Source organism: Sphingomonas sp. MA1305 (assembly GCF_016107325.1).
Lineage (GTDB): Bacteria > Pseudomonadota > Alphaproteobacteria > Sphingomonadales > Sphingomonadaceae > Sphingomonas.
Genome location: NZ_RCVT01000003.1, coordinates 365,631 through 391,611, shown reverse-complemented (window position 1 = coordinate 391,611; position 25,981 = coordinate 365,631). Strand labels below are relative to the sequence as shown.

22 protein-coding genes are annotated in these 25,981 nt (G+C 70.0%); 1 reads left to right on the top strand and 21 read right to left on the bottom strand.

Features of this window, described 5'->3' with window-relative positions; translation table 11 throughout:
- Window positions 1-48 precede the first annotated feature (48 nt).
- The gene (locus D9601_RS14745) at window positions 49-1,191 is read right to left on the bottom strand and encodes a DUF1501 domain-containing protein (RefSeq protein WP_198354784.1); all 1,143 of its coding nucleotides are present in this window, start codon (window positions 1,189-1,191) and stop codon (window positions 49-51) included.
- Window positions 1,192-1,196: 5 nt separating this feature from the next.
- Window positions 1,197-2,705: a DUF1800 domain-containing protein gene (locus D9601_RS14740; RefSeq protein ID WP_198354783.1), complete on the bottom strand. Its 1,509-nt coding sequence runs from the start codon at window positions 2,703-2,705 to the stop codon at window positions 1,197-1,199.
- Between the two features lie 209 nt (window positions 2,706-2,914).
- Between D9601_RS14740 and D9601_RS14735 the strand changes: the two genes are divergently transcribed.
- The gene (locus D9601_RS14735) at window positions 2,915-3,220 is read left to right on the top strand and encodes a hypothetical protein (RefSeq protein WP_232474233.1); all 306 of its coding nucleotides are present in this window, start codon (window positions 2,915-2,917) and stop codon (window positions 3,218-3,220) included.
- Between the two features lie 137 nt (window positions 3,221-3,357).
- Here D9601_RS14735 and D9601_RS14730 read toward each other — a convergent pair whose 3' ends face one another.
- The 19 genes from D9601_RS14730 to D9601_RS14640 form a co-directional block, all read right to left on the bottom strand.
- Complete coding sequence (locus tag D9601_RS14730) at window positions 3,358-4,521, bottom strand: deoxyguanosinetriphosphate triphosphohydrolase (protein ID WP_198354782.1); 1,164 nt, start codon at window positions 4,519-4,521, stop codon at window positions 3,358-3,360.
- 9 nt (window positions 4,522-4,530) lie between these two features.
- Window positions 4,531-6,618: a tetratricopeptide repeat protein gene (locus D9601_RS14725; protein ID WP_198354781.1), complete on the bottom strand. Its 2,088-nt coding sequence runs from the start codon at window positions 6,616-6,618 to the stop codon at window positions 4,531-4,533.
- Window positions 6,619-6,842: 224 nt separating this feature from the next.
- Window positions 6,843-8,399: a cell division protein FtsZ gene (gene ftsZ / locus D9601_RS14720; RefSeq protein WP_198354780.1), complete on the bottom strand. Its 1,557-nt coding sequence runs from the start codon at window positions 8,397-8,399 to the stop codon at window positions 6,843-6,845.
- Between the two features lie 113 nt (window positions 8,400-8,512).
- Window positions 8,513-9,775 carry a cell division protein FtsA gene (gene ftsA / locus D9601_RS14715; protein WP_198354779.1) on the bottom strand — a complete coding sequence of 421 codons (1,263 nt, stop codon included), beginning with the start codon at window positions 9,773-9,775 and terminating at the stop codon, window positions 8,513-8,515.
- Between the two features lie 16 nt (window positions 9,776-9,791).
- The gene (locus D9601_RS14710; protein WP_198354778.1) at window positions 9,792-10,727 is read right to left on the bottom strand and encodes a cell division protein FtsQ/DivIB; all 936 of its coding nucleotides are present in this window, start codon (window positions 10,725-10,727) and stop codon (window positions 9,792-9,794) included.
- The gene (locus tag D9601_RS14705; protein ID WP_198354777.1) at window positions 10,724-11,665 is read right to left on the bottom strand and encodes a D-alanine--D-alanine ligase; all 942 of its coding nucleotides are present in this window, start codon (window positions 11,663-11,665) and stop codon (window positions 10,724-10,726) included. The genes D9601_RS14710 and D9601_RS14705 overlap by 4 nt, the downstream gene beginning before the upstream one ends.
- Before the next feature lie 145 nt (window positions 11,666-11,810).
- Entirely contained in the window at window positions 11,811-12,692 is an 882-nt protein-coding gene (gene murB, locus D9601_RS14700; protein WP_198354923.1) for a UDP-N-acetylmuramate dehydrogenase, read from the bottom strand.
- A 17-nt stretch (window positions 12,693-12,709) separates the two neighbouring features.
- Window positions 12,710-12,910 carry a hypothetical protein gene (locus D9601_RS14695; protein WP_232474232.1) on the bottom strand — a complete coding sequence of 67 codons (201 nt, stop codon included), beginning with the start codon at window positions 12,908-12,910 and terminating at the stop codon, window positions 12,710-12,712.
- Window positions 12,907-14,322, bottom strand: coding sequence for a UDP-N-acetylmuramate--L-alanine ligase (murC, locus tag D9601_RS14690; RefSeq protein WP_198354922.1), 1,416 nt, complete (start codon window positions 14,320-14,322; stop codon window positions 12,907-12,909). Before murC ends, D9601_RS14695 begins: the two co-directional genes overlap by 4 nt.
- Window positions 14,322-15,491 (bottom strand): undecaprenyldiphospho-muramoylpentapeptide beta-N-acetylglucosaminyltransferase, encoded by a 1,170-nt coding sequence (gene murG / locus D9601_RS14685; protein ID WP_198354775.1) that lies wholly within the window; start codon window positions 15,489-15,491, stop codon window positions 14,322-14,324. Before murG ends, murC begins: the two co-directional genes overlap by 1 nt.
- Complete coding sequence (locus tag D9601_RS14680; protein ID WP_198354774.1) at window positions 15,476-16,714, bottom strand: FtsW/RodA/SpoVE family cell cycle protein; 1,239 nt, start codon at window positions 16,712-16,714, stop codon at window positions 15,476-15,478. The genes murG and D9601_RS14680 overlap by 16 nt, the downstream gene beginning before the upstream one ends.
- On the bottom strand, window positions 16,714-18,021 hold the full coding sequence (murD, locus tag D9601_RS14675) for a UDP-N-acetylmuramoyl-L-alanine--D-glutamate ligase (RefSeq protein WP_198354773.1): 1,308 nt from the start codon (window positions 18,019-18,021) through the stop codon (window positions 16,714-16,716). Before murD ends, D9601_RS14680 begins: the two co-directional genes overlap by 1 nt.
- Window positions 18,018-19,088: a phospho-N-acetylmuramoyl-pentapeptide-transferase gene (gene mraY, locus D9601_RS14670; RefSeq protein ID WP_198354772.1), complete on the bottom strand. Its 1,071-nt coding sequence runs from the start codon at window positions 19,086-19,088 to the stop codon at window positions 18,018-18,020. Before mraY ends, murD begins: the two co-directional genes overlap by 4 nt.
- Window position 19,089: 1 nt before the next feature.
- Window positions 19,090-20,463, bottom strand: a complete 1,374-nt coding sequence (locus D9601_RS14665; RefSeq protein ID WP_198354771.1) for a UDP-N-acetylmuramoyl-tripeptide--D-alanyl-D-alanine ligase — start codon at window positions 20,461-20,463, stop codon at window positions 19,090-19,092.
- Between the two features lie 43 nt (window positions 20,464-20,506).
- Complete coding sequence (locus D9601_RS14660; RefSeq protein ID WP_198354770.1) at window positions 20,507-21,922, bottom strand: UDP-N-acetylmuramoyl-L-alanyl-D-glutamate--2,6-diaminopimelate ligase; 1,416 nt, start codon at window positions 21,920-21,922, stop codon at window positions 20,507-20,509.
- 22 nt (window positions 21,923-21,944) lie between these two features.
- Entirely contained in the window at window positions 21,945-23,660 is a 1,716-nt protein-coding gene (locus D9601_RS14655) for a peptidoglycan D,D-transpeptidase FtsI family protein (RefSeq protein WP_198354769.1), read from the bottom strand.
- Window positions 23,657-24,325 carry a hypothetical protein gene (locus D9601_RS14650; protein WP_198354768.1) on the bottom strand — a complete coding sequence of 223 codons (669 nt, stop codon included), beginning with the start codon at window positions 24,323-24,325 and terminating at the stop codon, window positions 23,657-23,659. The genes D9601_RS14655 and D9601_RS14650 overlap by 4 nt, the downstream gene beginning before the upstream one ends.
- Window positions 24,322-25,305 (bottom strand): 16S rRNA (cytosine(1402)-N(4))-methyltransferase RsmH, encoded by a 984-nt coding sequence (gene rsmH, locus D9601_RS14645; RefSeq protein WP_198354767.1) that lies wholly within the window; start codon window positions 25,303-25,305, stop codon window positions 24,322-24,324. Before rsmH ends, D9601_RS14650 begins: the two co-directional genes overlap by 4 nt.
- Window positions 25,298-25,801 (bottom strand): division/cell wall cluster transcriptional repressor MraZ, encoded by a 504-nt coding sequence (locus tag D9601_RS14640; protein WP_332838015.1) that lies wholly within the window; start codon window positions 25,799-25,801, stop codon window positions 25,298-25,300. Before D9601_RS14640 ends, rsmH begins: the two co-directional genes overlap by 8 nt.
- Between the last annotated feature and the right edge of the window lie 180 nt (window positions 25,802-25,981).

The following is a 25,981-nucleotide window of genomic DNA, read 5'->3' as shown; positions in this document are numbered from 1 at the left end:
CGCAGTGTCTGGAGATGTCCCTTTCCACCTCCCGCGAGCGGGGAGGCGTTAGACGCGCAGCAGCCCCTCCACCGCCGCGGTCTTCTGGCTCGCCGGAAACAGCGCCGGCATGGCGCGGGCGGGATCGACCGCGAAGTGATCCGCCACCGCCCCCGCGATGAAGGCGTCGAGTTGCGCGGTCGGCTTGAGGTCGCGGTTCTCGTACAGGTTCGCCGCCGCCAGCCCCGGCCAGTCGGCGAGCACCCGCCCGCCCTTGACCGCGCCGCCGAGCAGCATCGCCGCGGTTCCGGTGCCGTGGTCGGTGCCGCCAGTGCCGTTGACCGCCACCGTCCGGCCGAATTCGGTGGCGACCAGCACCAATGTATCGTCCCACACCGGGCCCAGCCCCGTCTTCAACGCACCGACCATCGCGTCGAGCGCCTTGAGCTGCTGGGTCAGCCGCCCGCGCTGGCCGGCGTGCGTGTCCCAGCCACCGGTCTCGATCGTCGCGATGCGTGCGCCATTCGCCGGCACCAGCAGTCGCGCCGCCAGCGCGCCGGTGTTGCGCGCATCCTTGTCGGTCAAGTCGCCGGTCAACTGGCGCGTCGATAGCGCCTCGTCCCACAGCGCGTGGAGCTGCGCATCGCCCTGGTACAGCTGCGTCACCCGCGCGAGCAGGTCGTCCGAGGCGTGGGGCAGCGCGGACGGAGCGTAGCTCGCCACTTCGCGCTTGCCGCGCAAGGCCATCGGTACCGTCGCCGCGATCGCGATCGCATGCGCGTCCTCCTGCGGCACGATGCCGAGCAGCCGGTTCATCCAGCCATCCCGCAGCTGATAGGCGCTTGTGCCGCCCGTCTCGAGCACGTTCTGCCCGTCGAAATGCGAGCGGTCGCGATAGGGCGAGGCAATGGCATGGGCGAACAGCGCCTGCCCCTGCTTGTACAGGCCGGCGGTGGTGGCGAGCGCCGGATGCAGCGCGAACATCGCGTCGAGCTTGGTGCCGGCGGCGACGTCCGCCGCCAGATCGCCACGCGCGCTGACGAAGGCGGGGTCGCCGACGGGTCCGACGATGCCCATGCCGTCGGCGGCGCCGCGCTGGATGATGAAGACGAACCGCTTGGCGGTCGCCGCCTTGGCGAAGGCGAGACGGGGCGCGAAGCCGCCGAGCACGCCGATCGTGCCGGCGCCGCGCAAGAAGGTACGACGGTCCATGGTGGTCACCTCCGCATCATTTCGGGCGAGACGAGCAGCAGGGCGAGCGCCTGTGCCGGGCTCTCGGCGCGTTGCAGCGCCTGGGCGGTCGCCGGAGACAGCGCCGCGGGGAACAGTTGCGCCGCCAGCGCGCGCGCGTCGACGGCGGCCGGCACGCGGGCGGCGAAGCGCTGCGCCGCCTCGACCCGGCGCATCACCGCGTCCGGCCCGGCCCAGCTCGGCGCGGTGTCGTCATAGCCGATCGGCTGGCCCGGCTTCCAGACGGGCTGGCCGAGCTGGTTCATCAATCCCTCGACCGAGGGCGGCGGCAGCGCGGCGGGCCCCAAGGCCCGGCCGACCGAGACCGACCATTCCCATGGCGTCTTGAACTTGGCCGGCGCCGGCGCCCAGGCTTCCGGCGACGCGATGATCGCGCGGTAGACGGTCGGCAAATCGCCGCCCGACCGCAGGAAGGCGGCCTCCAGCCGCGCGACCATCGCCGGCGGCGGCACGTCGCCGGCGAAATGCCGGGTCAGCTTGGTGGCGATATGGCGCGCGGTGGCGGGATGGACCGCGAGATCCATCAGCACCGCCTGTGCCTGTTCCTGCCCGCCCTCGGGATAAATCTTCCCGAGGATGGTGCGGGTGCCGGGCTGATGGACCCGATCGACGAAGACGAAGCTGCCGGGCGTCCAGCCGTCGGAGAAACGCCCGCCGGCACCCCCGCCGATGCCGCCCACCGTCCAGCCGGTCATCGCCCGCGCGAATTCGGTGACGTCGGCCTGGGTATAGCCGGTGCGCACGCCCAATGTGTGCAGCTCCATGATCTCGCGGGCGAGATTCTCGTTGAGGCCGACCTTGCGATTACCCCGCGCCGCGATGCGCGCGCCGAGCGGACTGTCTGGCCCGACCGACACCGACTGGTCGAGATAGAGCAGCATCGCCGGATGCCGCTCCACCGCGAACAGCATGTCGGAGAAGCGCCCGATCAGATGCGGGCGGATCGCCTCCATCTCCAGCGTGCCCGACAGGCCGAGCAGTTCCAGCTTGTCGGCCGACACCGCGAAATGGTTGGACCAGAAATGCACCAACCGTTCGGCGAACGGCGTGTCGCTCGTCACCGCCGCCGCCGCCCGCGCCGCGATCAGCGTCGAATAATCGTCACGGGCGAGCCGCCGCGCCGCCTGCCGCGCCTCCTGCATCGCCGGTTTGATCGCCGTCGCCCCCGGCATGGTGGCTGCCGGCGTCGTCATCGCCGCCGGCACGGCCGGTGCGGCCATGGCAGCGGCAGCGGCGGGCGTGGCGGCCGGTTTCACCGCCGGCCCCTGCACCATCCGCATCGCGCGCTGTTCGGCCCGATAGTCCTGGATATCAACCGACACGGCGGCGCTCGTCGGCACCGACGCCAGCGCCGGCGGACGCGGCTGGTATCGCTCGATCTGCTCGGTCAGCCAGCGTCGCGGATCGGCCGGCGGCTCATCCTGCGCCCGAGCACCCAGCCCGAACCGGTTCAACGCGATCGCTGCATCGGACATCAAAACGCTCCTCCACTCCCGGAAGATTCGTCTCTGCTACGCGGCACTTGTCGCAGATCTATACCATTGTCGACCTGAACATACGATTGCGCGATCTGCATGCAGGACGATGGGAGTTGCAGTTGCGTGCTGTGCTGCACCGCAATATCCGCTCCGGACGAAAGTAGGGGAAGGACCTGATCCGGCTCGCATCCAAGCGGGAGACGATCATGCGCAAGACCATTTCGATCCTGGCCGCCGTCACGGTTGCCGTCACTGCCACCGCCACCGTCGAAGCCCGCGCACCGCGTCAGAGCTTCACGCACGAAGGCTATACGTACATCTACTCGAGCCAGGTCAGCGGCGATCACCAGGTGATCTCTGGCCGCCGCTATCCGTCGGGCACGCCCTTCCGACTCGTCGTCCGCGGCGACCGGGTCAGCGGCTTTGCCGGTGGCTATCCGGTTTCGTTCCGCGCCGCTCAGGCGGTGGGCGCTGCCCGCGAAGCGACGGGTATCCAGACCGCCGCGCGCTAAGCCGCAACGCCGAACCGGCATGCGTCAGGGCCGTCCGCATCACGGGCGGCCCTTCTCATATCATATGCAACAGAAACACCCGACGGCTTCCGGAGCGGACCCGCCATATCAGCGGCGTTCGGCACGATCCCGCCGGTTCAAAAGCCTTCGGGCAGCGCCACCTCGCCAATCAGCTCCCGATACCGCGCGATGGCGAACCGGTCGGTCATCCCCGCGATGAAATCCGCGATGTGGCGGCTGCGCGCCGGCTCCTCCGTCGGCACCGTCTCCGCCCATTCCTCGCCCATCGTCCGCGGGTCGGCCTGATAGACGGCGAACAGGCCGGCAACGATGCCATGCGCCGCCTCCGCCGCCTCCAGCTGGCGCGGGTGGTGATAGAGGTTGGCATACATGAAGCGCTTCAGGTCGCGCTCCGCCTCGCGCATTGCCGGCGAGAAGCCGCATAGCGCGTGGCCGGTAGCGCGGACCTCGTCGACGGTCTGCACGCCGGATGCGGCGATCCGGCGTCGCGTTTCCTCGATCAGGTCGTTGACCATCACACCGATCTGGCTGCGCACCAGTTCGCGCGCCAACCGTTTGGCGGGCACGTCGGGAAAGCGCGCCTGCGTCGCCTGCCAGCCGGCCGCGACCATCGGCACCGCCAGCAGCTGGTCCAGCGTCAGCAGCCCCGCCCGCAAGCCGTCGTCGATATCGTGATTGTCATAAGCGATGTCGTCGGCGATCGCCGCCACCTGCGCTTCCAAGCTGGCGTGGCTGGCAAGGTCGAGCGGAAATTGCGCATCCGCCTCGGCCAGGGCCCAACCGGGATGGCGTACCGGGCCGTTATGCTTGGCCAGCCCCTCCAGCGTCTCCCAGGTCAGATTGAGCCCGTGCCAGGTCGGATAGGGCCGCTCGATCTCGGTCAGCGTGCGCAGCGTATGGCCGTTGTGGTCGAAGCCGCCGGCGCCGGCGAGCGCCGCCTTCAACGCATCCTCGCCGGCATGGCCGAAGGGCGGATGGCCGATGTCGTGCGCCAGGCATAGCGCCTCGGTCAGATCCTCGTTGAGGCCGAGCACGCGGGCGATCGTACGGCCGATCTGCGCGACCTCGAGACTGTGGGTCAGGCGCACGCGGAAATGATCGCCGTCAGGCGCCATGAAGACCTGCGTCTTGTGGCGCAGGCGGCGGAAGCTGATCGAATGGATGATCCGGTCGCGATCGCGCTGAAAATCGTCGCGCGGGCCGCGCGTCCCCTCCCCCTCGGGGTGAAGGCGACCGCGGCTGGCGGCGGGGTCGGAGGCCCAGGGCGCATGAAACGTCATGCGCCGCCTTTACTTGCTCGACAGCTTCTCCACCACCTGTCCCGCATCGCTGGTGAAGGCAAAGGCACCGACCCCCTGTTTGGTCAGCTGGTTGACGAAAGCCCGCGCCTCCGCATCGGTCTTGAACGGCCCGGTCAGCACGCGATTGGTCGCGCGTAGCGGCGTCTTCCAACCGCTCTTGCCGGCAAGGATCGGCGCCTTGGCCTTCGCCGCCGCCCAGGCCTTGGGCAGATCGTCCTCATTGGCGCCGCCGGCGACCTGCACCCAGATGCGCGACGGATTGGCGCGCGCCTTCTTCTTTTCCTCGGCCGCGGCCTTGGCTTCGGCCAGCTTCTCCGCCTCGGCGGCCTTCTTGGCGGCGAGCGCCTTCTTCTCGGCCGCAGCCTTGCGGTCCGCGGCACGCTTGTCGGCCGCCGCCTTGGCGGCGAGCGCCTTCTCCGCCTCCGCGTCGCGCTGCTCCTTGGCTTTCGCCTCGGCGAGGACGCGTTCGGGCGACGGTGTGGCGACAGCAGCGGGCGACGACGCCACCGCGGCGACCGGTGCCGCGACCAATGGAGCAGGACGTGGCGGTTCGGCGACGCCCAGTTCGCTGCCGGGAATCGACAGACCGGCGACGATCCGCGCCAGGACGGAATCGGCCTGCTCGCGCCGCCGCGTCGGGGCCGGAGCGACGAAGGCGGTTCGAGTGGGCGTCGTCGTCACGACTGGCGATGCAACGGGGGAGACCGGCGCAGGCACCGGCGGCGACGCCGAGGCGTATTCGACGGCCGGTGCGGACGTGCTCGTCGGCACGCTGGCCGTCGGCAGAGCGGCGCTCGCGGCGGTGGTGAAGCCGGGCGCCGGCATGCTCCGCGCGACCACCGGCTGGCTCGGCGTAGCGGTCGCCAGCGCCACCGGCGGCGGCGGACTGGCCACGACCGTTGTCGGGCGCGGCGCCGGCGCGATGGTGACGACCTCGACCGGCGGGCGCGTGACCGGCGCGGAAGGCGTCGTAGTTGGAACCGGTGTCCGGGTCGGCGGCAACGGCTGAACGGTCGGCTGTGCCGCCACCGCAACCGGCGCCACCGGCGCCATGGTCGCAGCGCGCGTGATCGAGCCGCCGCTCGCCGGCACTGGCTGGACCTGAGTCAGGGCTCGCGTCACCTCCGCATAAGATGGGGTGGTGGCGGGCGTCGGCGAATTGGAGGCAAGGGTCACGCGGCCGGGTTGTTCCCGATCCCGCCCGCGGCGGCGACGCTCGCTGCGGCTCGCAGCGCGTGAGGACGGTGCGGCAGGCTGCACCGCCGCCAGCGCCACCGGTGCGGCCTCGGGCGCCAGATACGGCAAGGCGGGCGCCAGCCGCGCATCGGCGATCCGTTCCGGCGTCGTCCGCACCTCGCCGAAATGAACCGCAAAGGCGCGGTCGGCGGCGGGCAGCGTCGGCAGCCGTTCGAAAAACGGCTGCAGACCCTGCGCCATGCCACCCGGCAGCATCGTCGATGCGATCTTCGCCGCCCCCGACTGATCGCCACCCATCGCGAGGACGAAGGCGCGGACGCGCCAGGCGCTGCGGTCCTGTTTGCGCAACAAGGGATCCAATTGCTCCAGCGCCGCATCGCGCTTGCCGGAAATACCCAGCGACAGGGCATAGCGCTTCAACGTCTCGTCCGACGGCGCGGTTTTCAACGCCAGCCGGTAATCACGCTGGGCCCGCTCCTGCTGCCCGATCAAATCATAAGCGAGGCCGCGGTCGGCGGCATAATTGCGTGGGTCCAGCCCGGCGGCCTCGGCCTGCGCGAAATAGCGCAGCGCCTCGCCTGGCCGTTCGGAGCGGACCAGGATCGACCCCTCGCCCGCCTTGATCCGCGGATTGCCCGGCGCGACCTGCTCCGCCCGCGCGAACAGCGAGGCGGCGCCGCTCAGGTCGTCGAGGCCGAGCGACAATTCGCCCGCCGCGATCAGCGCGTTGACGTCGCGGGGATTGCTGGCGAGCGCGCGCATCTGTTCGGCGAGCCGATCGGCATCGGTGGTGCCGGGCAGCGCCTGCACCATCTGCTGCGCAGGCAGCACGGCCGGCGCGGACGCCAGGGCGACGAAAGCGGGAAGAAAGACACGCATGGGATTGCCACTGACTAGAGCCGAGCGGAACTGAACCGGCAATGTCCTGCAACAGGACCGTGCGCCAGAACGAGACTGCGCGGCGACGAAGGCGGTGAGAGGGTCGTTGTCGCGGGATCGTGTCGGCAGGATCGGGCGCGCGGACAACAAAAAGCCCCGGTCATCCGCCGGGGCCGATGGAGCCGGACGAGGGGCCGCGACCTGCGCCGCGGCCCGATCGACCGTTACTGATTGTTCTGACGATGCAGGAAGCGCGGAATGTCGAGCGGTTCCTTGTCCTCGCCCGTGTCCTCGCGCTGTGCGCCGCGGGCGGCGTTGGACATGCGCTCGAACAGCGTCCCGCCCAGCTTGACGCGCGGCTGCGGCGCGGCCTCGGGACTGGCCTCGCTGCCGGGCGCGATCCAGCGGCGGCGGCTGCCGTCGTCGGTCGGCGCCGCAGCGGGAGCGGCCGAGCCGCGTGCCGGGGCCGCCGGATAGGGATCATCGCCATAGGCACGCGGTGCCGGTTGCGGCACGATCGTCTCGGTGCCGAGCACCAGTTCGTCATCCGCCGCATCGGCCTGCGACATCGGCACGACCTCCGCGTCCGGCGTCAGGTCGAGCGGCTCGGGCTCGGCCGGCTGCTGCGGCGCGAACGACACGCTGGGCGACGGTGCGGCAGGTGCGGCCGCCGGAGCCGGAGCCGGAGCCGGAGCCGACTGGGCCGGCGCGGCCGTGCTCGGACGGAAGGAGGTCGACTCGTCGCTCTTGCGGCCCATGCCGAAGCTGAACGACTTGGTCGGCTCGGCCTGCGCGGCGACGGCGGCGGGCTTGGCGTCGGAGTCGATGCCGGTGGCGACCACCGAAACGCGGATCTTGCCTTCGAGATCAGGATTGAACGCCGAGCCCCAGATGATGTTGGCATCGGGATCGACCAGGTCGCGGATGTGGTTCGCCGCCTCGTCGACCTCGAGCAGGCGCATGTCGTCGCCGCCGGTGATCGAGATGATGACGCCCTTGGCGCCCTGCATGCTGACGCCGTCGAGCAGCGGGTTGGCGATCGCCTTCTGCGCCGCTTCCAGCGCGCGGTTGTCACCGCTCGCCTCGCCGGTGCCCATCATCGCCTTGCCCATCTCCTGCATCACCGAGCGGACGTCGGCGAAGTCGAGGTTGATCAGGCCGGGCATGACCATCAGGTCGGTGATGCCGCGCACACCCTGCTGCAGCACCTCGTCCGCCATCTCGAACGCTTCCTTGAAGGTCGTGTTCGCATTGGCGATCAGGAACAGGTTCTGGTTCGGGATGACGATCAGCGTGTCGACGTACTTCTGCAGCTCCTCGATGCCGCCATCGGCGGCCTTGGCGCGACGGTTGCCCTCGAAGCTGAACGGCTTGGTGACGACACCGACCGTCAGTATACCCATGTCGCGCGCCGCCTTGGCGATCACCGGCGCGGCACCGGTGCCGGTGCCGCCGCCCATGCCGGCGGCGATGAAGCACATATGCGCCCCCTCCAGCCGCTTGGCGAGTTCGTCGATCGTCTCTTCTGCCGCGGCACGACCGATCTCCGGCCGGGCGCCGGCGCCCAGGCCCTGCGTGATCTTCGAACCGAGCTGGATGCGATGCGGCGCCACCGACGACTTCAGCGCCTGCGCATCGGTGTTGGCGACGAGGAAGTCGACGCCCTGCACGTCGGCACGCATCATGTTGGCGATCGCATTGCCGCCCGCGCCGCCGACGCCGATCACGGCGATACGCGGCGTCAGCTCGTCGACTTCCGGAGTGATGAATTCGATGCTCATGGCCTGTTCTCTCCGCCCCCTACCGGTAAACGCTGACCGGGGCACTGATTAACCCTTGTGCCTCAACGCTTGGGATGGTTCCACCGAAAACCGTCGCAAAACGTCAAGCAATTTCAATAATTGGCTCGCGCCGCCTGGATGAGCTTGCGGACCATGCCAAGCCCCTTCTGGCGGTGCACGGTCTGCGGCTGCGGCGCGGCGCCACGCAGATCGATCGGATCGGTCGCGGCGTAGAAGGCAAGGCCGGCCAATGTCGCGAACGCCGGACCGCCATGCGCCTCCGGCAGCGCGGTCAAGCCGCGCGGCCGGCCGATGCGGACCGAGCGCCCCAACGCCTGCTGCGCGTAATCGGCGATGCCCTTCAGCTCGGCGCCACCGCCGGTCAGCACCACCTGCCGCCCGACCGGTCCTTCGAATTTCAGCTGCTGCAGCGATTTGCGGATCTCGCCCATCTGATGCTCCAGCCGCTGGCGGACGATGCCGATCAGTTGCGCCTTGGTGATCTGCATCCCGCCATGCACGTCGTCCTCCGCCGCGATCGGCATCACCGGGATCATCTCGTGATTGTCGCGCGGGGAAGCGTTGGCCGAGCCGTGGAAGCACTTCATCCGCTCCGCCTGGGCACGGCGCGTGCCGAAGGCGGAGGCGATGTCGTCGGTGATGTCCTGCCCGCCCATCGGCAGCGAGCACAGGCCGACCAGCATGCCGCCCGCGAACAGCGAGACGTTGGTGATCCCCGCCCCCATCTCGACCAACGCGACGCCGAGCTCGCGCTCCTCCTCGCTCAAGCAGGCCAGCCCGGTCGCGACCGGCGCGGCGATGATCGACTTGACCTCGAGATGCGCCGAGCGGACGCACAAGTCGAGATTGCGCACCGGCGACCCGTCGGCAGCGACGACATGGATGTGGACACCGAGCCGGTCGGCATGAAGGCCGAGCGGCTTCTTGACACCGGTCAACCCGTCGAGCGTGTAGAGCGCCGGTTGTGCGTGCAGCACCATTCGCCCCTGTGGGTCGATCGAATTGCGCCCGGCGGCGAGCAGCGCGTCGATGTCCTGCTGTTCGACGCGGTGGCCGCCCAGCTCGAACTCGACCTCGGCGACGTCGCTGACCAGCCCGCCGGCGGAAAAGCCGACCCAGACGTTCTCGATGTTGATGCCGGCGATCCGCTCCGCCTGCTCCACCGCCTCGCGCACCGCCGCCTCGGTCGCGCCCATGTCGGCGATATAGCCGCGCTTGACGCCACGGCTCTCGCGCTGGCCGGTGCCGAGCACGATCAGCTCGCCGCCGTCGCCCTTTTGCGCGATCATCGCCGATACCTTGGACGACCCGATGTCGAGCGCGGTGATCAGCCCTTCCGGTGCAACCTTCGCCATGATGCCTCAGCCCCCCTTAACCATCGGACGCCCCCGCCGATGCGATTGTCCTGCTTGCCGGCGCCGGCGCTTCCGTCTCGCTCGGGTCGGGCAAGGCATGGACGACGCTGGCGTCCGGCCGTCGTACCACGAGCTTGGCGGGATCGCGCATGTCGAACCGCACCCAGCCCTTGCCGAGCAGTGGCCGCGCCCCGTCCATCTCCGCGAACTTGAGCAGTGCCGCCGGCGCCCCATCCTCGGGCAGCGCCAGCGTCTCGCCGGTGTCGAACGTCAGGTCCCAGCGACGATTGCCGATCCAGGTCGCCGCCTTGACGCGCGGTTTCAGCGCGGGTGCGGCGGCCAGCAGCGCCTGATAGCCGGGTTCCTGCCGATCGGCACCGGGGCCGATGACCAGCGGCAGATCCGGCATCGCCTCCGCCCGCACCGGCTCCAGCAACACGCCATCCTTGTCGATCAGCGTCAGCTGGCCATTGTCCTGCCACACCGCGGCGGGCGCGCGCTCGATGATGTCGATCAGCAGCGTGTCGGGCAGCCTCCGCGAGACATGGGCGTCCGCGATCCAGCCGTAGCGGAGCAGCTTTTCGCGCACCGATTCGAGGTCGACGAGCGGCATGGCGCGGCTCTGCTGGTCGAGCGCGACGGCATAGACGCTCATCCGGTCCATGCGCTTGAGGCCGGTTACCTCGATCTGCTCGACGCGGAAGCCGGCGCGGCCGGCGCCTTCGGCGACGGCGGTGCCGATCATGCCGGGGATGCCGATCCAGGTCAGGATGGCGAGCGCGCCCGCGACGCCGGCGCCGGTGATCGTCCAGGTCGCCGCCTTGCGGATCGTCGTCTCGCTGACCGGCAGCGCTCCGACCGCACGCTCGAACAGCCCGACCTTGCGGACGGGCTGCTTCTTGCGCGGGGCGGGCCGGCGCGGCGGGCTGCCGCGCTTGATCGTGCGGCTCATCCGTCGCGCGCCTTCGCATCGGCGAGCGCCTCGTCGACGATCGCCTGAACCAGCTGTTCGTAGCTCATGCCGATATGCCGCGCCTGTTCGGGCACCAGGCTAAGCGGCGTCATGCCGGGCTGGGTGTTGACCTCCAGCAGGAACAGGCCGTCGACGCCGCGTTCGTCGTCCCAGCGGAAGTCGGAGCGGCTCGCGCCCTTGCAGCCGAGCAGGCGATGCGCCTCCAGCGCCAGTCGCTTGCACGCATCGGCGATATGATCCGGGATATCGGCGGGGCAGACGTGCTCGGTCAGGCCGTCGGTATATTTCGCGTCGAAGTCGTACCAGCCGTTCTTGGGCTTCAGCTCGGTGACGCCGAGCGCCCGGTTGCCGAGCACCGCCGTCGTCAGCTCACGCCCGCGCACATAGGGTTCGGCGAGCAGCTCGTCGAACTCCTGCCACGGCCCCTCCACGTCGCGGCCGATCGGATTGCCGTAATTGCCGTCGGCGGTGACGATCGCGACGCCGACCGACGAGCCCTCGTTGACGGGCTTGAGCACATAAGGCCGCGCGATCGGATCGCCCTCGAACACGTCGGCCGACTGGACCACCCGGCCGCCCGGCATCGGGATGCCGGCGGGCACCAGCGCCTGCTTGGTCAGCACCTTGTCGATCGCGATCACCGACGTGGCGAGACCCGAATGGGTATAGGGGATGCCCATCAGGTCGAGCATGCCCTGCACCGTGCCGTCCTCGCCGGGCGAACCGTGCAGCGCGTTGAAGACGAGGTCGGGCTTCGCCTCGGCGAGCCGCGCCGCGACGTCCCGGCCCATGTCGATGCGGGTGACGCGATGGCCATTCGCCTCCAGCGCATCGGCGACGCCGGCGCCGGACATCAGCGACACGGGACGCTCGGCGGACCAGCCGCCCATCAGGACCGCGATGTGGAGCGGCTGCATTAAATCCTCCCCGGCACGGGGAGGTGGCAGCGCAGAGCGCTGACGGAGGGGGGGGCCCATGGAGCGCAGCGCGGGTGGAGAGCCCCCTCCACCATGCTGCGCATGGTCCCCCTCCCCGTTCCGGGGAGGACTGGATTCACGGCAATCACGCCCCCACCCCCACCCGCTGGATTTCCCACTCCAATGTCACCCCGCAATGCGCCTTCACCTTGTCCCGCACCTCTTCGCCCAGCCCCTCGATCTCCGCGCTCGTCGCCGCACCCAAGTTGAGCAGGAAATTCGTATGTTTCTCAGATACCTGCGCATCGCCGCGACGCAAGCCGCGACAGCCGGCGGCATCGACCAGCGCCCAGGCCTTGTGGCCGTCCGGGTTCTTGAACGTCGACCCGCCGGTCTTGGATCGCAACGGCTGCGACGCCTCGCGCGCGGCGGCGATGCGATCCATCTCCGTCTGGATCGCCGCCGGCTCGGCCGGCATGCCGCGGAAGATCGCCGACACGACCACCGCGCCGTCGGGCAGCGCCGAATGGCGATAGGTATAGCCGAGATCGCCGAGGCTCAGCGTGCGCCGCTCGCCCGAGCGCAGAACGACATCGGCCTCGATCAGCACGTCCTTGACCTCGCGCCCATAGGCGCCGCCGTTCATGCGGACGAAGCCGCCGACCGTGCCGGGGATCGAGCGCAGGAACTCGACGCCGCCGATGCCCGCATCGCGCGCGGTCGAGGACACCAGGATGCCGCTCGCCCCACCGCCGCAGCGCAGCGTCGTCGCGTCGATCGCCTCGACCTTGGCGAAGGCCTTGCCCAATCGCACCACCACGCCCGGCACGCCGCCGTCGCGGACGATCAGATTGGACCCGAGACCGAGCGCCATCACCATCACCGCAGGGTCGAGCGCGGCGAGGAAGTCGGCGAGATCGTCAACATCCGCCGGCTCGAACAGCCATTCCGCCGCGCCGCCCGCCTTGAACCAGACCAAAGGCGCGAGCGGCGCGCTGCGGGTCAGGCGGCCGCGGACCGCCGGCATGGCGATGGCGTCGGCGTTCACCACGGCCCGGCACCCCATAGTCGCGCCCAGGCCTGGAACGCCGCGAGGTTGGCTTCGGCGGCCTTGCGCGTCGCCTCCTGCACCTGGACCAGCGCATCGCCCGCCCCGACCGCTTGGCTGCCCGCCTCCAGCGTGCGGCGTTGCGCGTCGAGGATCTGCTTTTGGAAGCGCAGACTTGCATCGAACCAATCGTTCATCGCCGTGCCTCGATCGCCGCGGCCAGTCCGGCCGCCCATTTGGTGATGTCACCCGCCCCCAGGCAGACGATCATATCGTCCGCCTGGATCGTCCCCGCCAATTCCGTGGCCAGCGCATCCGCATCGGCGACGACGGCGGCGGAGCGGTGGCCGCGTCGCTTCAGCCCCTCGACCAACGCTTCGGCATCGACGCCGGGCACCGGCGCCTCGCCCGCGGCATAGACGGGGGTGACCAGCACGCGGTCGGCGTCGTTGAAGGCGGTCTGAAACTCCTCCATCAGATTGCCGAGACGCGAATAGCGATGCGGCTGCACCACCGCGATCACCCGGCCCCGCGCGCCTTCGCGCGCCGCGGCGAGCACCGCGCGGATCTCGACCGGATGATGACCGTAATCGTCGATCACCGTCACGCTGCCGCCGTCGAGCGCGATCTCGCCGACCTTGGTGAAGCGGCGCTTGACCCCCCCGAACGCCTCGAAGCCCTTGGCGATCGTGGCATCGTCGATGCCGAGTTCGAGCGCGACGCCGATCGCGGCCAGCGCGTTCTGGACATTGTGCCGGCCGGGCATGGGCAGCTCGACATTGTCGATCGTCCGCGTCGACCCGTCTCGCTGCCGGATCACGCAGGCGAAGCGGTTGCCGCCCGGCACCGGCGTGACGTCGGTGCCGCGGATGTCCGCCTGCGCCGAGAAACCGTAGGTGACGACGCGCCGGTCGCGCACCCGCGGCAGCACGTTCTGCACCTCCGGATGATCGAGGCACAGCAAGGCCGCGCCATAAAAGGGTACGTTCTCGACGAACTCGACGAACGCGTCCTTGACCGCGTCGAAGCTGCCGTAATGGTCGAGATGCTCGGGATCGATGTTGGTGACCACCGCGATCGTGCCGTCGAGGCGTAGGAAGCTGCCGTCGCTCTCGTCCGCCTCGACCACCATCCAGTCGGAGGCGCCGAGCCGCGCGTTCGATCCGTAGCTGTTGATGATGCCGCCGTTGATCACGGTCGGGTCGATCCCGCCCGCGTCGAGCAGCGCCGCGACCATCGAGGTCGTCGTCGTCTTGCCGTGCGTCCCCGCGACCGCCACCGTCTGCTTCAGCCGCATCAGCTCGGCGAGCATCTCCGCGCGGCGAACGACGGGGATGCGCCGCTCCAGCGCCGCTTCCACTTCGGGATTGGAGCGGGTGATCGCGGTCGAGGTGACGACCACCGCCGCCTCGGCGACATTTTCCGCCGCATGGCCGATCGTCACCGCGATGCCCTTGTCGCGCAGTCCCTGCACGACATAGCCTTCGGCGACGTCGGAGCCCTGCACCGTATAGCCAAGGTTCTTCATCACCTCGGCGATGCCGGACATGCCGATGCCGCCGATGCCGACGAAATGGATCGGGCCGATGTCGGTATGGACGCCGCGGATCATGCGCCCGCCCCCGCCAATACGGGCTTCGGCTTGACCGGCTTGCCGACCGGCAAGCGGGCGAGCGGTGCATCCAGGCTCTCGACCAGATCGGCGAGGTCGCCGACGGCATTCGGCCGGCCGACGCTCTTCGCCCGCGCCGCCGCATTTTCGAGTGCGGCAGGGTCGAGGCCCAGCTTCTGCATCTGCTTGGCGAGCTCCTTGGCGGTGAACTCTCCCTGCGGGATCGTCCGCGCGCCGCCCGCCCTGGTCATCTCGCGCGCATTGGCGGTCTGATGGTCGTCCGTCGCGGACGGCAGCGGCACCAGGATCGCCGGCCGCCCGGCCGCCGTCAGCTCCGCGATCGTCGAGGCGCCGGCACGGCCGATCACCAGATGCGCCCAGGCGAGCTGTTCCGGCATGTCGGGCAGATAGGTAGCGAGCTCCGCCGGAATCTGATGCTCGGCATATTTGGCGCGCACCGCGTCGATATCCTCGATCCGCGCCTGCTGCGTTACCTGCAACCGGCGGCGGAAGGTGACGGGCAGCATCGCCAGACCGTCGGGCACCACCTGGCTCAGCACGCTCGCGCCCTGGCTGCCGCCGGTGACGAGCACGCGGAAGATGCCGTCCTCCTCCAGCAGCGGAAAGGGCTTGGCGCGCAAGGCGAGCACCGCCTCGCGCACCGGATTGCCGATCAGATGCACCTTGCCGGCGAGCTTCGCCGGCAACCGCGCGGTGTCCGCATAGGAGGTCGCGATCGCCTCCACCCGCCCGGCGACGACGCGGTTGACGCGCCCCAGCACCGCATTCTGCTCATGCACCGCGGTCGGGATCTTCTCCGCAAACGCGGCCAGCAGCGCCGGAAAGGCGGGATAGCCGCCGAAGCCGATCACCGCCGCCGGCTTGAACGTCCGGTACAATTCGCGCGCCATCGCCCGGCCGCGCAGCATCTCCCGCACGGCACCGGGCCAGCCCTGTGGCCTCTTCAACTGGAAACGGCCGGCGGGCAGGACGTGCGTCTGGATGCCGTCGAACAGGCCGGGGAAGCGCACGCCGCGCGCATCGCTGACCAGCGCGACGCGATGCCCGCGCTTCGTCAGTTCCGCGGCCAGCGCCGCGGCGGGCACCATATGCCCCCCCGTACCACCGGCGGCGAGGACGTAATGCTTGCTCAATTCGAACCCCATCTCACCACATAGGGACTGCGCGTCAGGAACGGGTTGCGCCGCGTGAAGGCGAGCAGCAGCCCCATGCCGATCGACAGCGCGATCATCGACGATCCGCCGTAGCTGATGAACGGCAGCGTCATCCCCTTGGACGGCGCCAGCCCCGTGTTCACCGCCATCGACACCAGCGCCTGCGCACCGAATTGCACCGCCAGCCCGCTCGCCGCAAGCAGCTTGAATTCATCCTGCTCGTCGAGCAGCTTGACGAAGACCCGCACGACGATCGCCAGGAACACGACGGCGATCACGGCGCAGGCGATCAGTCCGAACTCCTCGCCGATCACCGAAAAGATATAATCGGTATGCGCTTCGGGCAGGCCGAATTTGGCGACGCCGCCGCCCGGCCCGGTGCCCGTCCAGCCGCCGGCGGTGATCGTCGCATGCGCGGCGTTGGTCTGGAAATGGTCGCCCGCCCCCTCGCCGTCGACGCCCGGGAACAGAAAGGCGTCGATGCGCGCGCGCGCCGTACTGTAGAACATATAGGCCGCGCCCAGCCCTACCGGCACCATGGCGATGATCCCGCCGAGCACGCGCATCGGCGTCCCCGCGATCATCAGCAGCGCCATCCAGACCAAGCAGAAGATCACCGTCTGCCCGAAATCCGGCTGCAGCATCAGCAGGCCGGCGACCAATGCGGTCATCGCGCCGGTGATCACCACCGTCGGCAGCTCCTGATCCTTCACCTTCAGCGACAGCACCCAGGCGACGGCGACGATGAACAGCGGCTTCAAGAACTCGGACGGCTGGAATTCGGCGATGCCGACGCCGATCCAGCGCCGCGCGCCATTGTGCACCGCGCCGATGAACGGCGTCACCGCGAGCAGGAAAGCGAACAGCGCCGCGCCGCCCAGCGCCAGCCGCCGCGCGGTGGCGACCGGCAGCATCGACACGCCAAACAGCACGGGCAGCGACAGGCCGACCCACATCAGCTGCCGCCAGAAATAGTAGAGCGGCGTGAATTTGTGGTGCTCGCCCGAATAGCGGACCGCGGTCGCCGGGCTCGCCGCCGCCACCGCCACCAGCCCGATCGCGATCAGGAACAGCGTCAGCAGCAGCAGCATCCGGTCGATGTCCCAGAACCAGGTGCCGAGCGGCGAACGATCGCCACGCCCGCCGCGACGCTTGACCTTGGCGATCAGGCTGTCGCGCCCCGCACCGGGCACCGCATCCGTCCGTGTCGCCATTAGTCCAATGCCTCCACCGCCGCGCGGAATGCCCGCCCCCGATCCTCATAATCGCGGAACTGGTCGAAGCTAGCACAGGCCGGCGACAAGAGCACAGTCTCTCCCGGCCGGGCCGCCGCGGCGGCGTGGCGGACGGCGGTGACGAGGTCGCCCGCCTGTTCCACGACGGGAACGCGTCCCTTCAGCAGGTCGGAGAACAAGGGCCCCGCTTCGCCGATCGTATAAGCGGCGGCGACGCGGTCGAGATACGGAGCGCAGGCGTCGAGGTCGTCGCCCTTGCGCTTGCCGCCGACGATCCAGTGGATGCGCTCGAACGCGCCGAGCGCGGGGGCGGTGCTTTCGGGGTTGGTCGCCTTGCTGTCGTCGACGAAGGCGACGCCGTTGCGCGTCGCGACCGTTTCCATGCGGTGCGGAAGGCTGCTGTAGGTTGCCAGTCCCTGCTCGATCGCCTCGGGCGCCAGCCCCAGCGCGTTCGCCACGGCGATCGCGGCGAGCGCGTTCTGCGCGTTATGCGGCCCCTGCAGCGCCGGCCAGCGCGATTGGTCGAGGCATTGGCCGGCCGCGATCTTGGTCAGCCGGTCCGCCCGCGATGCCAGCGTACCGGCGATCTGCGCCGAGGCGGTATCGCCGATGCCGATCACGGCCTCATGCGCCGCCGATTGCATCGCGAACAGCCGCGCCTTCGACGCGGCGTACGCCTCGAACCCATCGTAGCGATCGAGGTGATCGGGCGTAATATTGAGCAGCACCGCCACGTCGCAATCGAGGCTCTGCGTCAGGTCGATCTGGTAGCTCGACAGCTCCAGCACATAGACGCCGCCCCCCTGCGCATTCGGCTCCAGCGGCGCCTGCTCGAGGATCGGCAGGCCGATGTTGCCGCCCATCAGCGTCGGCACGCCCGCGGTCTTCAGGATATGGTGGACCAGCGCGGTCGTGGTCGACTTGCCGTTGGTGCCGGTGATGCCGACGACCTTGTGCGGCGGCAGCTCGGCGCGCGCCTGGGCGAACAGCTCGATGTCGCCGATCACCGGCACGCCGGCCGCGCGGGCCTGCGCCACCAGCGGATGGGTGTTGAGCGGCACGCCGGGCGAGACGACCAGCCCCGCCGCTCCGCTCAGGTCGAGCAGCGCCGGATCGTGGACGATGACGCCGTCGACCGCCGCCGCCCGCTCGCGCGCCGCGGCATCGCTGTCCCAGGCGACGACATGCGCGCCCGCCGCGGCAAGCGCGCGCACCGTCGCCATGCCGGAGCGCGCCAGCCCCAGCACCGCATAGCGCCGCCCCGCCCAGGCCTGGGAAACGATCACCGCAGCTTCAACGTCGACAGGCCGGCCAGGGCCAGCACCAGGCTGATGATCCAGAAGCGGATCACGACGGTCGGCTCGCTCCAGCCCAATTGCTCGAAATGATGGTGGATCGGCGCCATGCGGAACACGCGCTTGCCGGTGCGCTTGTAGAAGAACACCTGGATGATGACGCTCAGCGCCTCGACGACGAATAGGCCGCCGACGATGCCGAGCACGATCTCGTGATGCGCCACCACCGCGATCGTGCCGAGCGCGCCGCCCAGCGCGAGGCTGCCGGTGTCGCCCATGAACACCGCGGCCGGCGGCGCATTGAACCACAGGAAGGCGAGGCCGGCGCCGATCACCGCGCCGCAGAAGATGGCGAGCTCGCCCGCCCCCGGCACATGCGCGATGCCCAGATATTCGGCGAACTTCACGTTGCCGGCGAGATAGGTGATGATCGCGAAGGTGACGCTGGCGATGATCACCGGCATCGTCGCCAGTCCGTCCAGCCCGTCGGTCAGGTTCACCGCGTTGCCGAAGGCGACGATCGTGAACGCCGCGAACACCAGGTAGAAATAGCCGAGGTCGAGGTACAGCCGGTTGGTGAACGGCAGGTACAGATGCGGCCCGTTCTGGCCCATGATGATCCAGGCGGCGATGCCGGCGATGGCGAATTCCAGCAGCAGCCGGGTGCGCCCGGACACGCCGGCGGTGCTCGCCTTGCGCACCTTGTCATAGTCGTCGAGGAAACCAATCGCGCCGAACCCGAGCGTCACGAACAGGCACGCCCAGACGAACGGATTGGCGACGTCCATCCAGATCAGGATCGACAGCGCCATGCTGGTCAGGATCATCAGCCCGCCCATCGTCGGCGTGCCGCGCTTGGCGAGGTGCGTCTGCGGTCCGTCCGCGCGGATCGGCTGCCCCTTGCCCTGCCGCACGCGCAGCCAGCCGATGAAGCGCGGCCCGATGATCAGGCCGATGAACAGCGCGGTGGCGATCGCCGCCCCGGTCCGGAAGGACTGGTAGCGGATGAGGTTCAGCAGCCCGGAGAACCTCAGGTGCTCGGCGATCCAGTACAACATATCAGGTAGTTCCGCCCCCAAGGCCCGCGACCAGCCGCGACAGCCCCACCCCATTCGATCCTTTGACGAGCACCGCGTCGCCGGCACGGGCCAGGTCCCGAAGGCGGCCCAGGGCGGTCGCGGCGTCGGGCACATGGACGACATCGACGCGCCCCTCAAGGGCCTTGACGAGCGGCGTCATCGCTTCGCCGACGAGCAGCGCCGTTTCGACGCGCGCCGCGACGATCGGCTCGGCCAGCCCCGCATGATAGGCATCGCTGTCGTCGCCCAGCTCGCGCATCTCACCGAGCACGGCGAGGTGGCGCCCCGGCTCCTGCGCCAGCACCGCCAGCGTCGCGCGCATCGAGGCGGGATTGGCGTTGTAGCTTTCGTCGATGACCAGCATGTCCCCGCCCGCGGCCGGGGCGAGGAAGCGCGCGCCGCGGCCGACGAGGCCGCCGAGTTCGGCGAGTGCGAGTCCGGCAAGGCCGAGGTCGGCGCCGGCCGCATCGACCGCCGCCAGCACCGCCAGCGCGTTCGACACCCAGTGCAGCCCCGGCTGCGACAGCGTAAAGGACAGTTCGCGCGCGCCGATCCGCGCCGAGACGAAGGTGCCGCCGGTCGGCAGCCGCATTGCCTCCAGGGCATGGACGTCGGCGCCCTTGTCGAGGCCGAAGGTGACGATCCGCGCCGCATAGGGCGTAGCGGCGGCGATCAGCCGGTCGCGATGCGGGCTGTCATAGGGCACGATCGCGGTCCCGCCCGGCTCCAGGCCCTGGAAGATTTCACCCTTGGCGTCGGCGATCGCGCTCTCGTCGGGGAAGAAGGCGGTGTGCGCGGGCGCGATGGCGGTGACGACGGCGATATGCGGACGCACCAGCCGGGTCAGTTGGGCGAGCTCGCCGGCATGATTCATGCCCATCTCGAACACGCCGACCTCGGTGTCGCGCGGCATGCGGGCGAGGCTGAGCGGCACGCCGGTATGATTGTTGTAGCTCTTGACCGAGCGATGGACACGATCCGGCAGCGACCGGTCGAGCGCGGCGAACAGCGCCTCCTTGGCGCTGGTCTTGCCGACCGAGCCGGTGACGCCGATCACCATGCCGGTCATCCGCGCCCGCGCCGCCCGGCCCAGGTCGTTCAGCGCCGCGGCGGTGTCCGCGACCCGGACGTGCGGGTACGGCGCGTCCTGCGACACGATCGCGCCCGCCGCGCCCTGCGCGAAGGCCTGGTCGAGGAAGCGGTGGCCGTCGGTGCTTTCGCCGGTCAGCGCGACGAACAGATCGCCCGGCCCGACCTCGCGGCTGTCGAAGGCGACGCCGGAGACGGCGAAGTCGGCGGCAGCGATGCCCGAGGTCGCGGCGGCGATCTCCGCGGCGGTCCAGAGGGTGGTCATCAAAGCCCCTCCCCTGAAGGGGAGGGGAGCAGACCGCCCCCCCTCACGCCGCGCACTCGCGCGCGACGCCGACGTCGTCGAACGGCAGCACCAGATCGCCGACGATCTGGCCCTGCTCATGCCCCTTGCCGGCGATCAGTACGATATCCTCCGGCCCCGCCTCGGCGATCGCCGCCGCGATCGCCGCGCGCCGGTCGCCGATCTCGCGCAGGCCGGTCGCGCCACGCAGGATCTCGGCGCGGATCGCCGCCGGGTCCTCGGTCCGCGGATTGTCGTCGGTGACGATCGCAACGTCGGCCTGCGTGCCCGCGACCTGGCCCATCGTCTCGCGCTTGCCGGGGTCGCGGTCGCCACCGGCGCCGAACACCACGATCAGCCGCCCGCCGGCGTGGGGCTTCAATGCCGCGATCGCCGCCTCCAGCGCATCGGGCGTGTGGGCATAATCGACATAGACCGGCGCGCCGCTGCGCGTGATCACCGCCCGTTCCAGCCGCCCGCGCACCGGCTGCAATCGCGCCAGATCGGCGATCGTCCGCGTGACGTCGCCACCGGTCGCGATCACCAGCCCGGCTGCCACCAAGGCGTTCGCCGCCTGATAGCCGCCGATCAGCGGCAGTGTGACGCGATGCTCCCGGCCATCGGCTTCGATCGTCAGCCCCTGCCCCAACAGCGTCGGGTCGCGCCGCACCAGCCGCAGCGTCGCGCCGCGCTCGCCGACGCTGATCAGCCGATTGCCGCGCGCCCGCGCGAGGTCGACGACGCGATCGGCGTGGATGTCGTCCGCCCACACCACCGCGGTGCCGGCGGGGTCGAGCACTTCCGAGAACAGCCGCAACTTGGCGGTCAGATAGGCGCCCATGTCGCCGTGATAGTCGAGATGGTCCCGGCTGAGGTTGGTGAAGGCGGCGGCGGCGACGCGCAGCCCTTCCGTGCGATATTGGGTCAGGCCGTGGCTCGACGCTTCGAAGGCGAGATGCGTCACGCCCTCGCGCGCCAGCCCGGCGACGTTGGACAGGAAGGTGACGACGTCGGGCGTGGTCAGCCCCGTCGTCACCCGCTCGTCGGCCGTCGTGACACCCAAGGTGCCGATCGATGCGGCATGATGGCCCGCCATCCGCCACAATTGCCGGGTCATCTCGACCGTCGAGGTCTTGCCATTGGTGCCGGTGACTGCGACCGCGACATCGGGAAACGGCGCGAAGAAGGCGGCGGCGAGCTGCGCGAACTTTTCGCGCGGCGTCTCGTCTTCGATGGCCAGCGCGCCCTCGACCGCGACGCCCGGCCGTACCACCACGGCGATCGCACCACTGCGCACCGCGTCGGCGATGAAATCCTCGCCATTGACGCGCGCGCCCTGGAAGGCGCCGAAGATCGTGCCCGGCGCGACCTTGCGGTGATCGATGGCGAACCCGGTGACGATCGCCTGCCCGTCACCGCCAATCAATTGTCCCAGCCTCATGCGATCGACCCTATCGCCCGGATCACCGGCCGTCGACCGGTGGCGCGCTGGGATCCTGCCACAATGTCGGGGTGATGTCGGAGACGTCGATGTCACGCCGCTCGTCGGGCACCACGCCCAACATCGACCCGACCCGGGCGATGGTGCGGCCGACGACGGGCGCCGCGTTCCACGCAGCGGTCTTCCACCCGCCGGTCTCCTTCGTTCCCTGCGGCGAGTCGAGCATCGCCACCACGACATAACGCGGCGCATCCATCGGGAAGGCCGCCGCGAAGGTGGCGACGTTGCGCGATCGGTCGTAGCCGCCCGCCACCGCGGCCTCCGCCGTGCCGGTCTTGCCGCCGACGCGATAGCCCGGCGCGTCGCCCTTGCGGCCCGTGCCGCGCAACACGATCAGCCGCAGCATCTGGCGCATGCGCGCGCTGGTCGCCTCGCTGATCACCCGGCGCCCGCGCGGCGCGTCGCCCACCGCGGTCTTGATCAGCGTCGCCGGCCGCCAGATACCGCCGTTGACCAGCGCGGCATAAGCCGAGGCGAGATGCAGCGGCGTCACCGCGATGCCGTGGCCATAAGCCGTCGTCATCGTCGTCGTCCGGGCCCAGAAGCCCGGCCACAGCGGCCGCCCCTTCTCGCGCAGCTCGATGTCCGGCTTGGTGTCGAAGCCCAGTCGCTTGAACATCGCCTGCATCCGCTCCGGCCCGACCTCGTCGGCAACGCGTGCGGTGGCGATGTTGGACGAATAAATCAGCGTTTCCGCCATGTTGAGCCAGCGCTTCGGATCGCCGCGCTCGTCATGGATGGTAAAGCGGCCGACCTGCAGCGGATGGGTCGCGTCGAACCGGCGGTTGAGGCTCGTCACGACGCCGCTGTCGATCGCCGCCGCCATGGTGATCGGCTTGAACGTCGAGCCCAGCTCGAACACGCTTTGCGTGGTGATGTTGCGCAGCTCGTCGCTGCCCGACTTGCCGACCCGGTTGGGGTTGAAGGTCGGCAGCGACACCATGGAGATCACCTCGCCGGTGTGGACGTCGAGGACGATGCCGCCGGCGGCATGCGCCGAGAAGGTGGTCATCGCGCGGCCAAGCTCGCTCTCCAGCGCTGCCTGCACCCGCGTGTCGATCGACAGCGCGACCGGCTGGCCCGCCTTGGCCGGGTCGAGCAGCCGCTCGTCGAGCACGCGCTCCATGCCGCTCATGCCGTGGCCGTCGGTCGACAGGAAGCCGAGCGCATGCGCCGCCAGCGTCGACTGCGGATAGAGTCGCTGCGTCTCGCGCGCGAAGACGATCGCGGGCTCGCCGATCGCATTGACCTGCTCGACCAGCGCCGGGCTGGCGCGGCGCTGCAGATAGGTGAAGCTGACCGGCTTGGTCAGCTGTGCGTAGAACCAGGCCTGGTCGCCGCGGTCGGGCATCAGCGCGGCGAGCCGGGCCGCGATCTCCATCTTGTCGCCCAGCACCTTGCGCGGATGCACCGCGATCGTCCAGGCGTCGATCGTCCGTGCCAGCGGCGCGCCGTTGCGGTCGACGATGTCGCCGCGCGCCGCCAGCGCCGCGGTCCGCGCCGCGGCTTCCTCGCCCGAGAAGGCGCCCAGCATCGCCAGGCGCATGATCACCACCACCACCGCCGCCGCGAACAGCAGCAGCAGCATCATCAGCCGGGTGTGGCTGGTCGCGACCAGCGCCTGGCGCTGGCCGGCGCTGCGCCGCTGCGCTGCAGGTCGGGCGACAATGACGGTCACCGTTTGCGAGCCTCCGCCCGCGCGCTCGACAGGATCTCGCCCAAGGTGGTGTCGGACAGCAGCTTCTTGTCGAGCAGCGCCACCGCCTGCGGCCGTACCTTGGCGACCGCCGCCTTGCTGCGCGCGGCATCGTCAAGCTTGGCGATCATCCGCGGGCTCTTTTCCATCGCGGTCGCATGGATCACGGTCGCGTCGGCGGCGGCGCGGTGGGTCGGGATCACGGCACGGCGCGCCTCGGGCAGTGCGGCGGCGACCTGGACGACGGCGGGCGCCGGGGTCGCGGCGGGGGCGGCCGGGACATGCGGCGTGACGAGCGACGGCACGACCAGCGCGGCGGTCTGGGTCTTGCCGTCGCTGCCATTGGGTCCGTGGTTGGCGTCGAGGCTGGCGAGCGCCGCCTCGTCGGTGACGAACTGGCCCGCGGTCGGCGCGGCCAGCGCCAGCGTCTCGCCGTTCCATTTCTCCAGCTGCGCGAGATTGGCGCGCGTGTCGAATTCGGTCTCCAGCGCGCGGATCTCGCGCTGGGCCGATTCGATCTTGCGGTCCATGCCTTCCAGCTTCTTGCGCTCGGCGGCGACCTGCAGCGACACCAGGTAGAAACCGAGGACGACGGCGACACAGCCGCCGAACCACCCGATCCCCTTCAACCGATACGCCGCCGTCATGCCCGTGCCTCCTGCTTGCTGTCCGCCCCCGGACCCAAATTGGTGTTGAACCCCACGCTCGATTCCTGCGCCGGCCAGGCCGGGGCCGCGGTCCGCACCGCGGCGCGCAGCGTCGCCGACCGCGCGCGCGGATTGCGCGCCAGTTCCGACGCACCGGCGCGCACCGGCTTGCCGACCCGTTCGAAGGTCGGCGCACGCCCCGCCACCGCCTGCGGCAGGTGGCGCGAACCGCCCGGCGTCGCGCCCGACCGCTCGCGCAGGAAGCGCTTGACCAGCCGATCCTCCAGGCTGTGGAAGGTGACGATCGCCAGCCGGCCGCCCGGCTTCAGCGCCCGCTCCGCCGCCGCCAGCCCTTCGGCCAGCTCGTCCAGCTCGCGGTTCACATGGATGCGGATCGCCTGGAAGGTCCGCGTCGCCGGATCCTTCTTGTCATGCGGCCGGTGACCCAGCGCCTTGCGCACCACGGCCGCCAGCTCGCCCGTCCGGGTTAGCGGCCGCGCCGCGACGATCGCGCGCGCGACCCGCCGCGACCGCGGCTCCTCGCCATAATGGTAGAGGACGTCGGCGATCTCGCTCTCGTCGGCGGTATTGAGAAAATCTGCGGCGCTCGGCCCGTCCTGACTCATCCGCATGTCGAGCGGCCCGTCCGCCTGGAACGAGAAGCCCCGCCCCGCCTGGTCGAGCTGCATCGACGACACGCCGATGTCCATCGTCAGCCCGTCGACCGGCGCGTCGAGCGCCGCCTCCAGCGCCGAAAAGTCGCTGTGGACCAGCGTCAGGCCGTCGAGGGCCGCCGCCCGTCCCGCCGCGATCGCATCGGGATCGCGGTCGAATGCAATGACGCGGGCGCCGGTCGCCAGGATCGCGCGCGTATAGCCGCCGGCGCCGAAGGTCGCGTCGACCATCGTCTCGCCGGGCGCAGGCGCCAGCGCCGCGATCACCTCGCCGAGCAGCACCGGGATATGGGGAGCGTCAGTCAAGCGCGATCCCCTTGTCCTGGCAGTAGAAGCGGCAGGCAGCGACCATCTGCGGCGCGATGCCGGGAGTGGAGAGCAGGGTCTTCGGGTCCCAGATCTCGATATAGTCGAACGTCCCCCAGAAGAAGGCGTGCGCGCCGATGTTGGCGTAGAAGCGCGGAAAGCCCGGCATGATGAACCGGCCGGAACCGTCGAACGGCACCGCCTCGCCATTGGCGCCGCCGCGCTTGATATTGTGGTCGATCTTGCCGTCGGCACCGCGGGACAGGGCGACCCGCTCGTTCAGCTCGCGCTTCAGTTCGTCGACATAGGCGGGGTCGTAGGCGATCAGGCAGGGCTGGTCCTCGTGCGCGGCGACGATCACCGTGCCGCCGTCCTTGCCGTCGGCGCGCGGCGCATTCTCGGCCAGCGTCGAGCGCAGGGCATTCGGGATCGCGACACGGCCCTTGTCGTCGACAAGAGCAAGTCCGCTTCCCTGATAGTTGCCCCTTTCCGTCACGCCCGCCTCGCACCATGGCGCGCACGGCATCACACCTTCGAAAACCGGCCATCACCGGCTTCCGAGCATCTTTGCGCAAAGCAAAGGGTGACACCTGCCCCGTTGTTCGCTGTCGATACCAACAGGCCTGCGGGGACGCAACGGGATTTTAGGGGAAAGGCGGGGAATTCGCACCCACCA

Excerpts from the sequence above, each read along its gene's own strand:
- D9601_RS14735 (WP_232474233.1), top strand. The coding sequence starts at position 2,915 with ATGCGCAAGACCATTTCGATCCTGGCCGCCGTCACGGTTGCCGTCACT.
- D9601_RS14725 (WP_198354781.1), bottom strand. The coding sequence starts at position 6,618 with ATGCGTGTCTTTCTTCCCGCTTTCGTCGCCCTGGCGTCCGCGCCGGCC.
- ftsZ (WP_198354780.1), bottom strand. The coding sequence starts at position 8,399 with ATGAGCATCGAATTCATCACTCCGGAAGTCGACGAGCTGACGCCGCGT.
- murB (WP_198354923.1), bottom strand. The coding sequence starts at position 12,692 with ATGCCGGCGGTCCGCGGCCGCCTGACCCGCAGCGCGCCGCTCGCGCCT.
- D9601_RS14650 (WP_198354768.1), bottom strand. The coding sequence starts at position 24,325 with ATGACGGCGGCGTATCGGTTGAAGGGGATCGGGTGGTTCGGCGGCTGT.
- D9601_RS14660 (WP_198354770.1), bottom strand. The coding sequence starts at position 21,922 with ATGAGGCTGGGACAATTGATTGGCGGTGACGGGCAGGCGATCGTCACC.
- ftsA (WP_198354779.1), bottom strand. The coding sequence starts at position 9,775 with ATGGCGAAGGTTGCACCGGAAGGGCTGATCACCGCGCTCGACATCGGG.
- mraY (WP_198354772.1), bottom strand. The coding sequence starts at position 19,088 with ATGTTGTACTGGATCGCCGAGCACCTGAGGTTCTCCGGGCTGCTGAAC.
- murG (WP_198354775.1), bottom strand. The coding sequence starts at position 15,491 with ATGGGGTTCGAATTGAGCAAGCATTACGTCCTCGCCGCCGGTGGTACG.
- D9601_RS14740 (WP_198354783.1), bottom strand. The coding sequence starts at position 2,705 with ATGTCCGATGCAGCGATCGCGTTGAACCGGTTCGGGCTGGGTGCTCGG.
- D9601_RS14680 (WP_198354774.1), bottom strand. The coding sequence starts at position 16,714 with ATGGCGACACGGACGGATGCGGTGCCCGGTGCGGGGCGCGACAGCCTG.
- D9601_RS14695 (WP_232474232.1), bottom strand. The coding sequence starts at position 12,910 with ATGAACGATTGGTTCGATGCAAGTCTGCGCTTCCAAAAGCAGATCCTC.
- D9601_RS14710 (WP_198354778.1), bottom strand. The coding sequence starts at position 10,727 with ATGAGCCGCACGATCAAGCGCGGCAGCCCGCCGCGCCGGCCCGCCCCG.
- D9601_RS14665 (WP_198354771.1), bottom strand. The coding sequence starts at position 20,463 with ATGACCACCCTCTGGACCGCCGCGGAGATCGCCGCCGCGACCTCGGGC.
- D9601_RS14705 (WP_198354777.1), bottom strand. The coding sequence starts at position 11,665 with ATGCAGCCGCTCCACATCGCGGTCCTGATGGGCGGCTGGTCCGCCGAG.
- D9601_RS14730 (WP_198354782.1), bottom strand. The coding sequence starts at position 4,521 with ATGACGTTTCATGCGCCCTGGGCCTCCGACCCCGCCGCCAGCCGCGGT.
- D9601_RS14745 (WP_198354784.1), bottom strand. The coding sequence starts at position 1,191 with ATGGACCGTCGTACCTTCTTGCGCGGCGCCGGCACGATCGGCGTGCTC.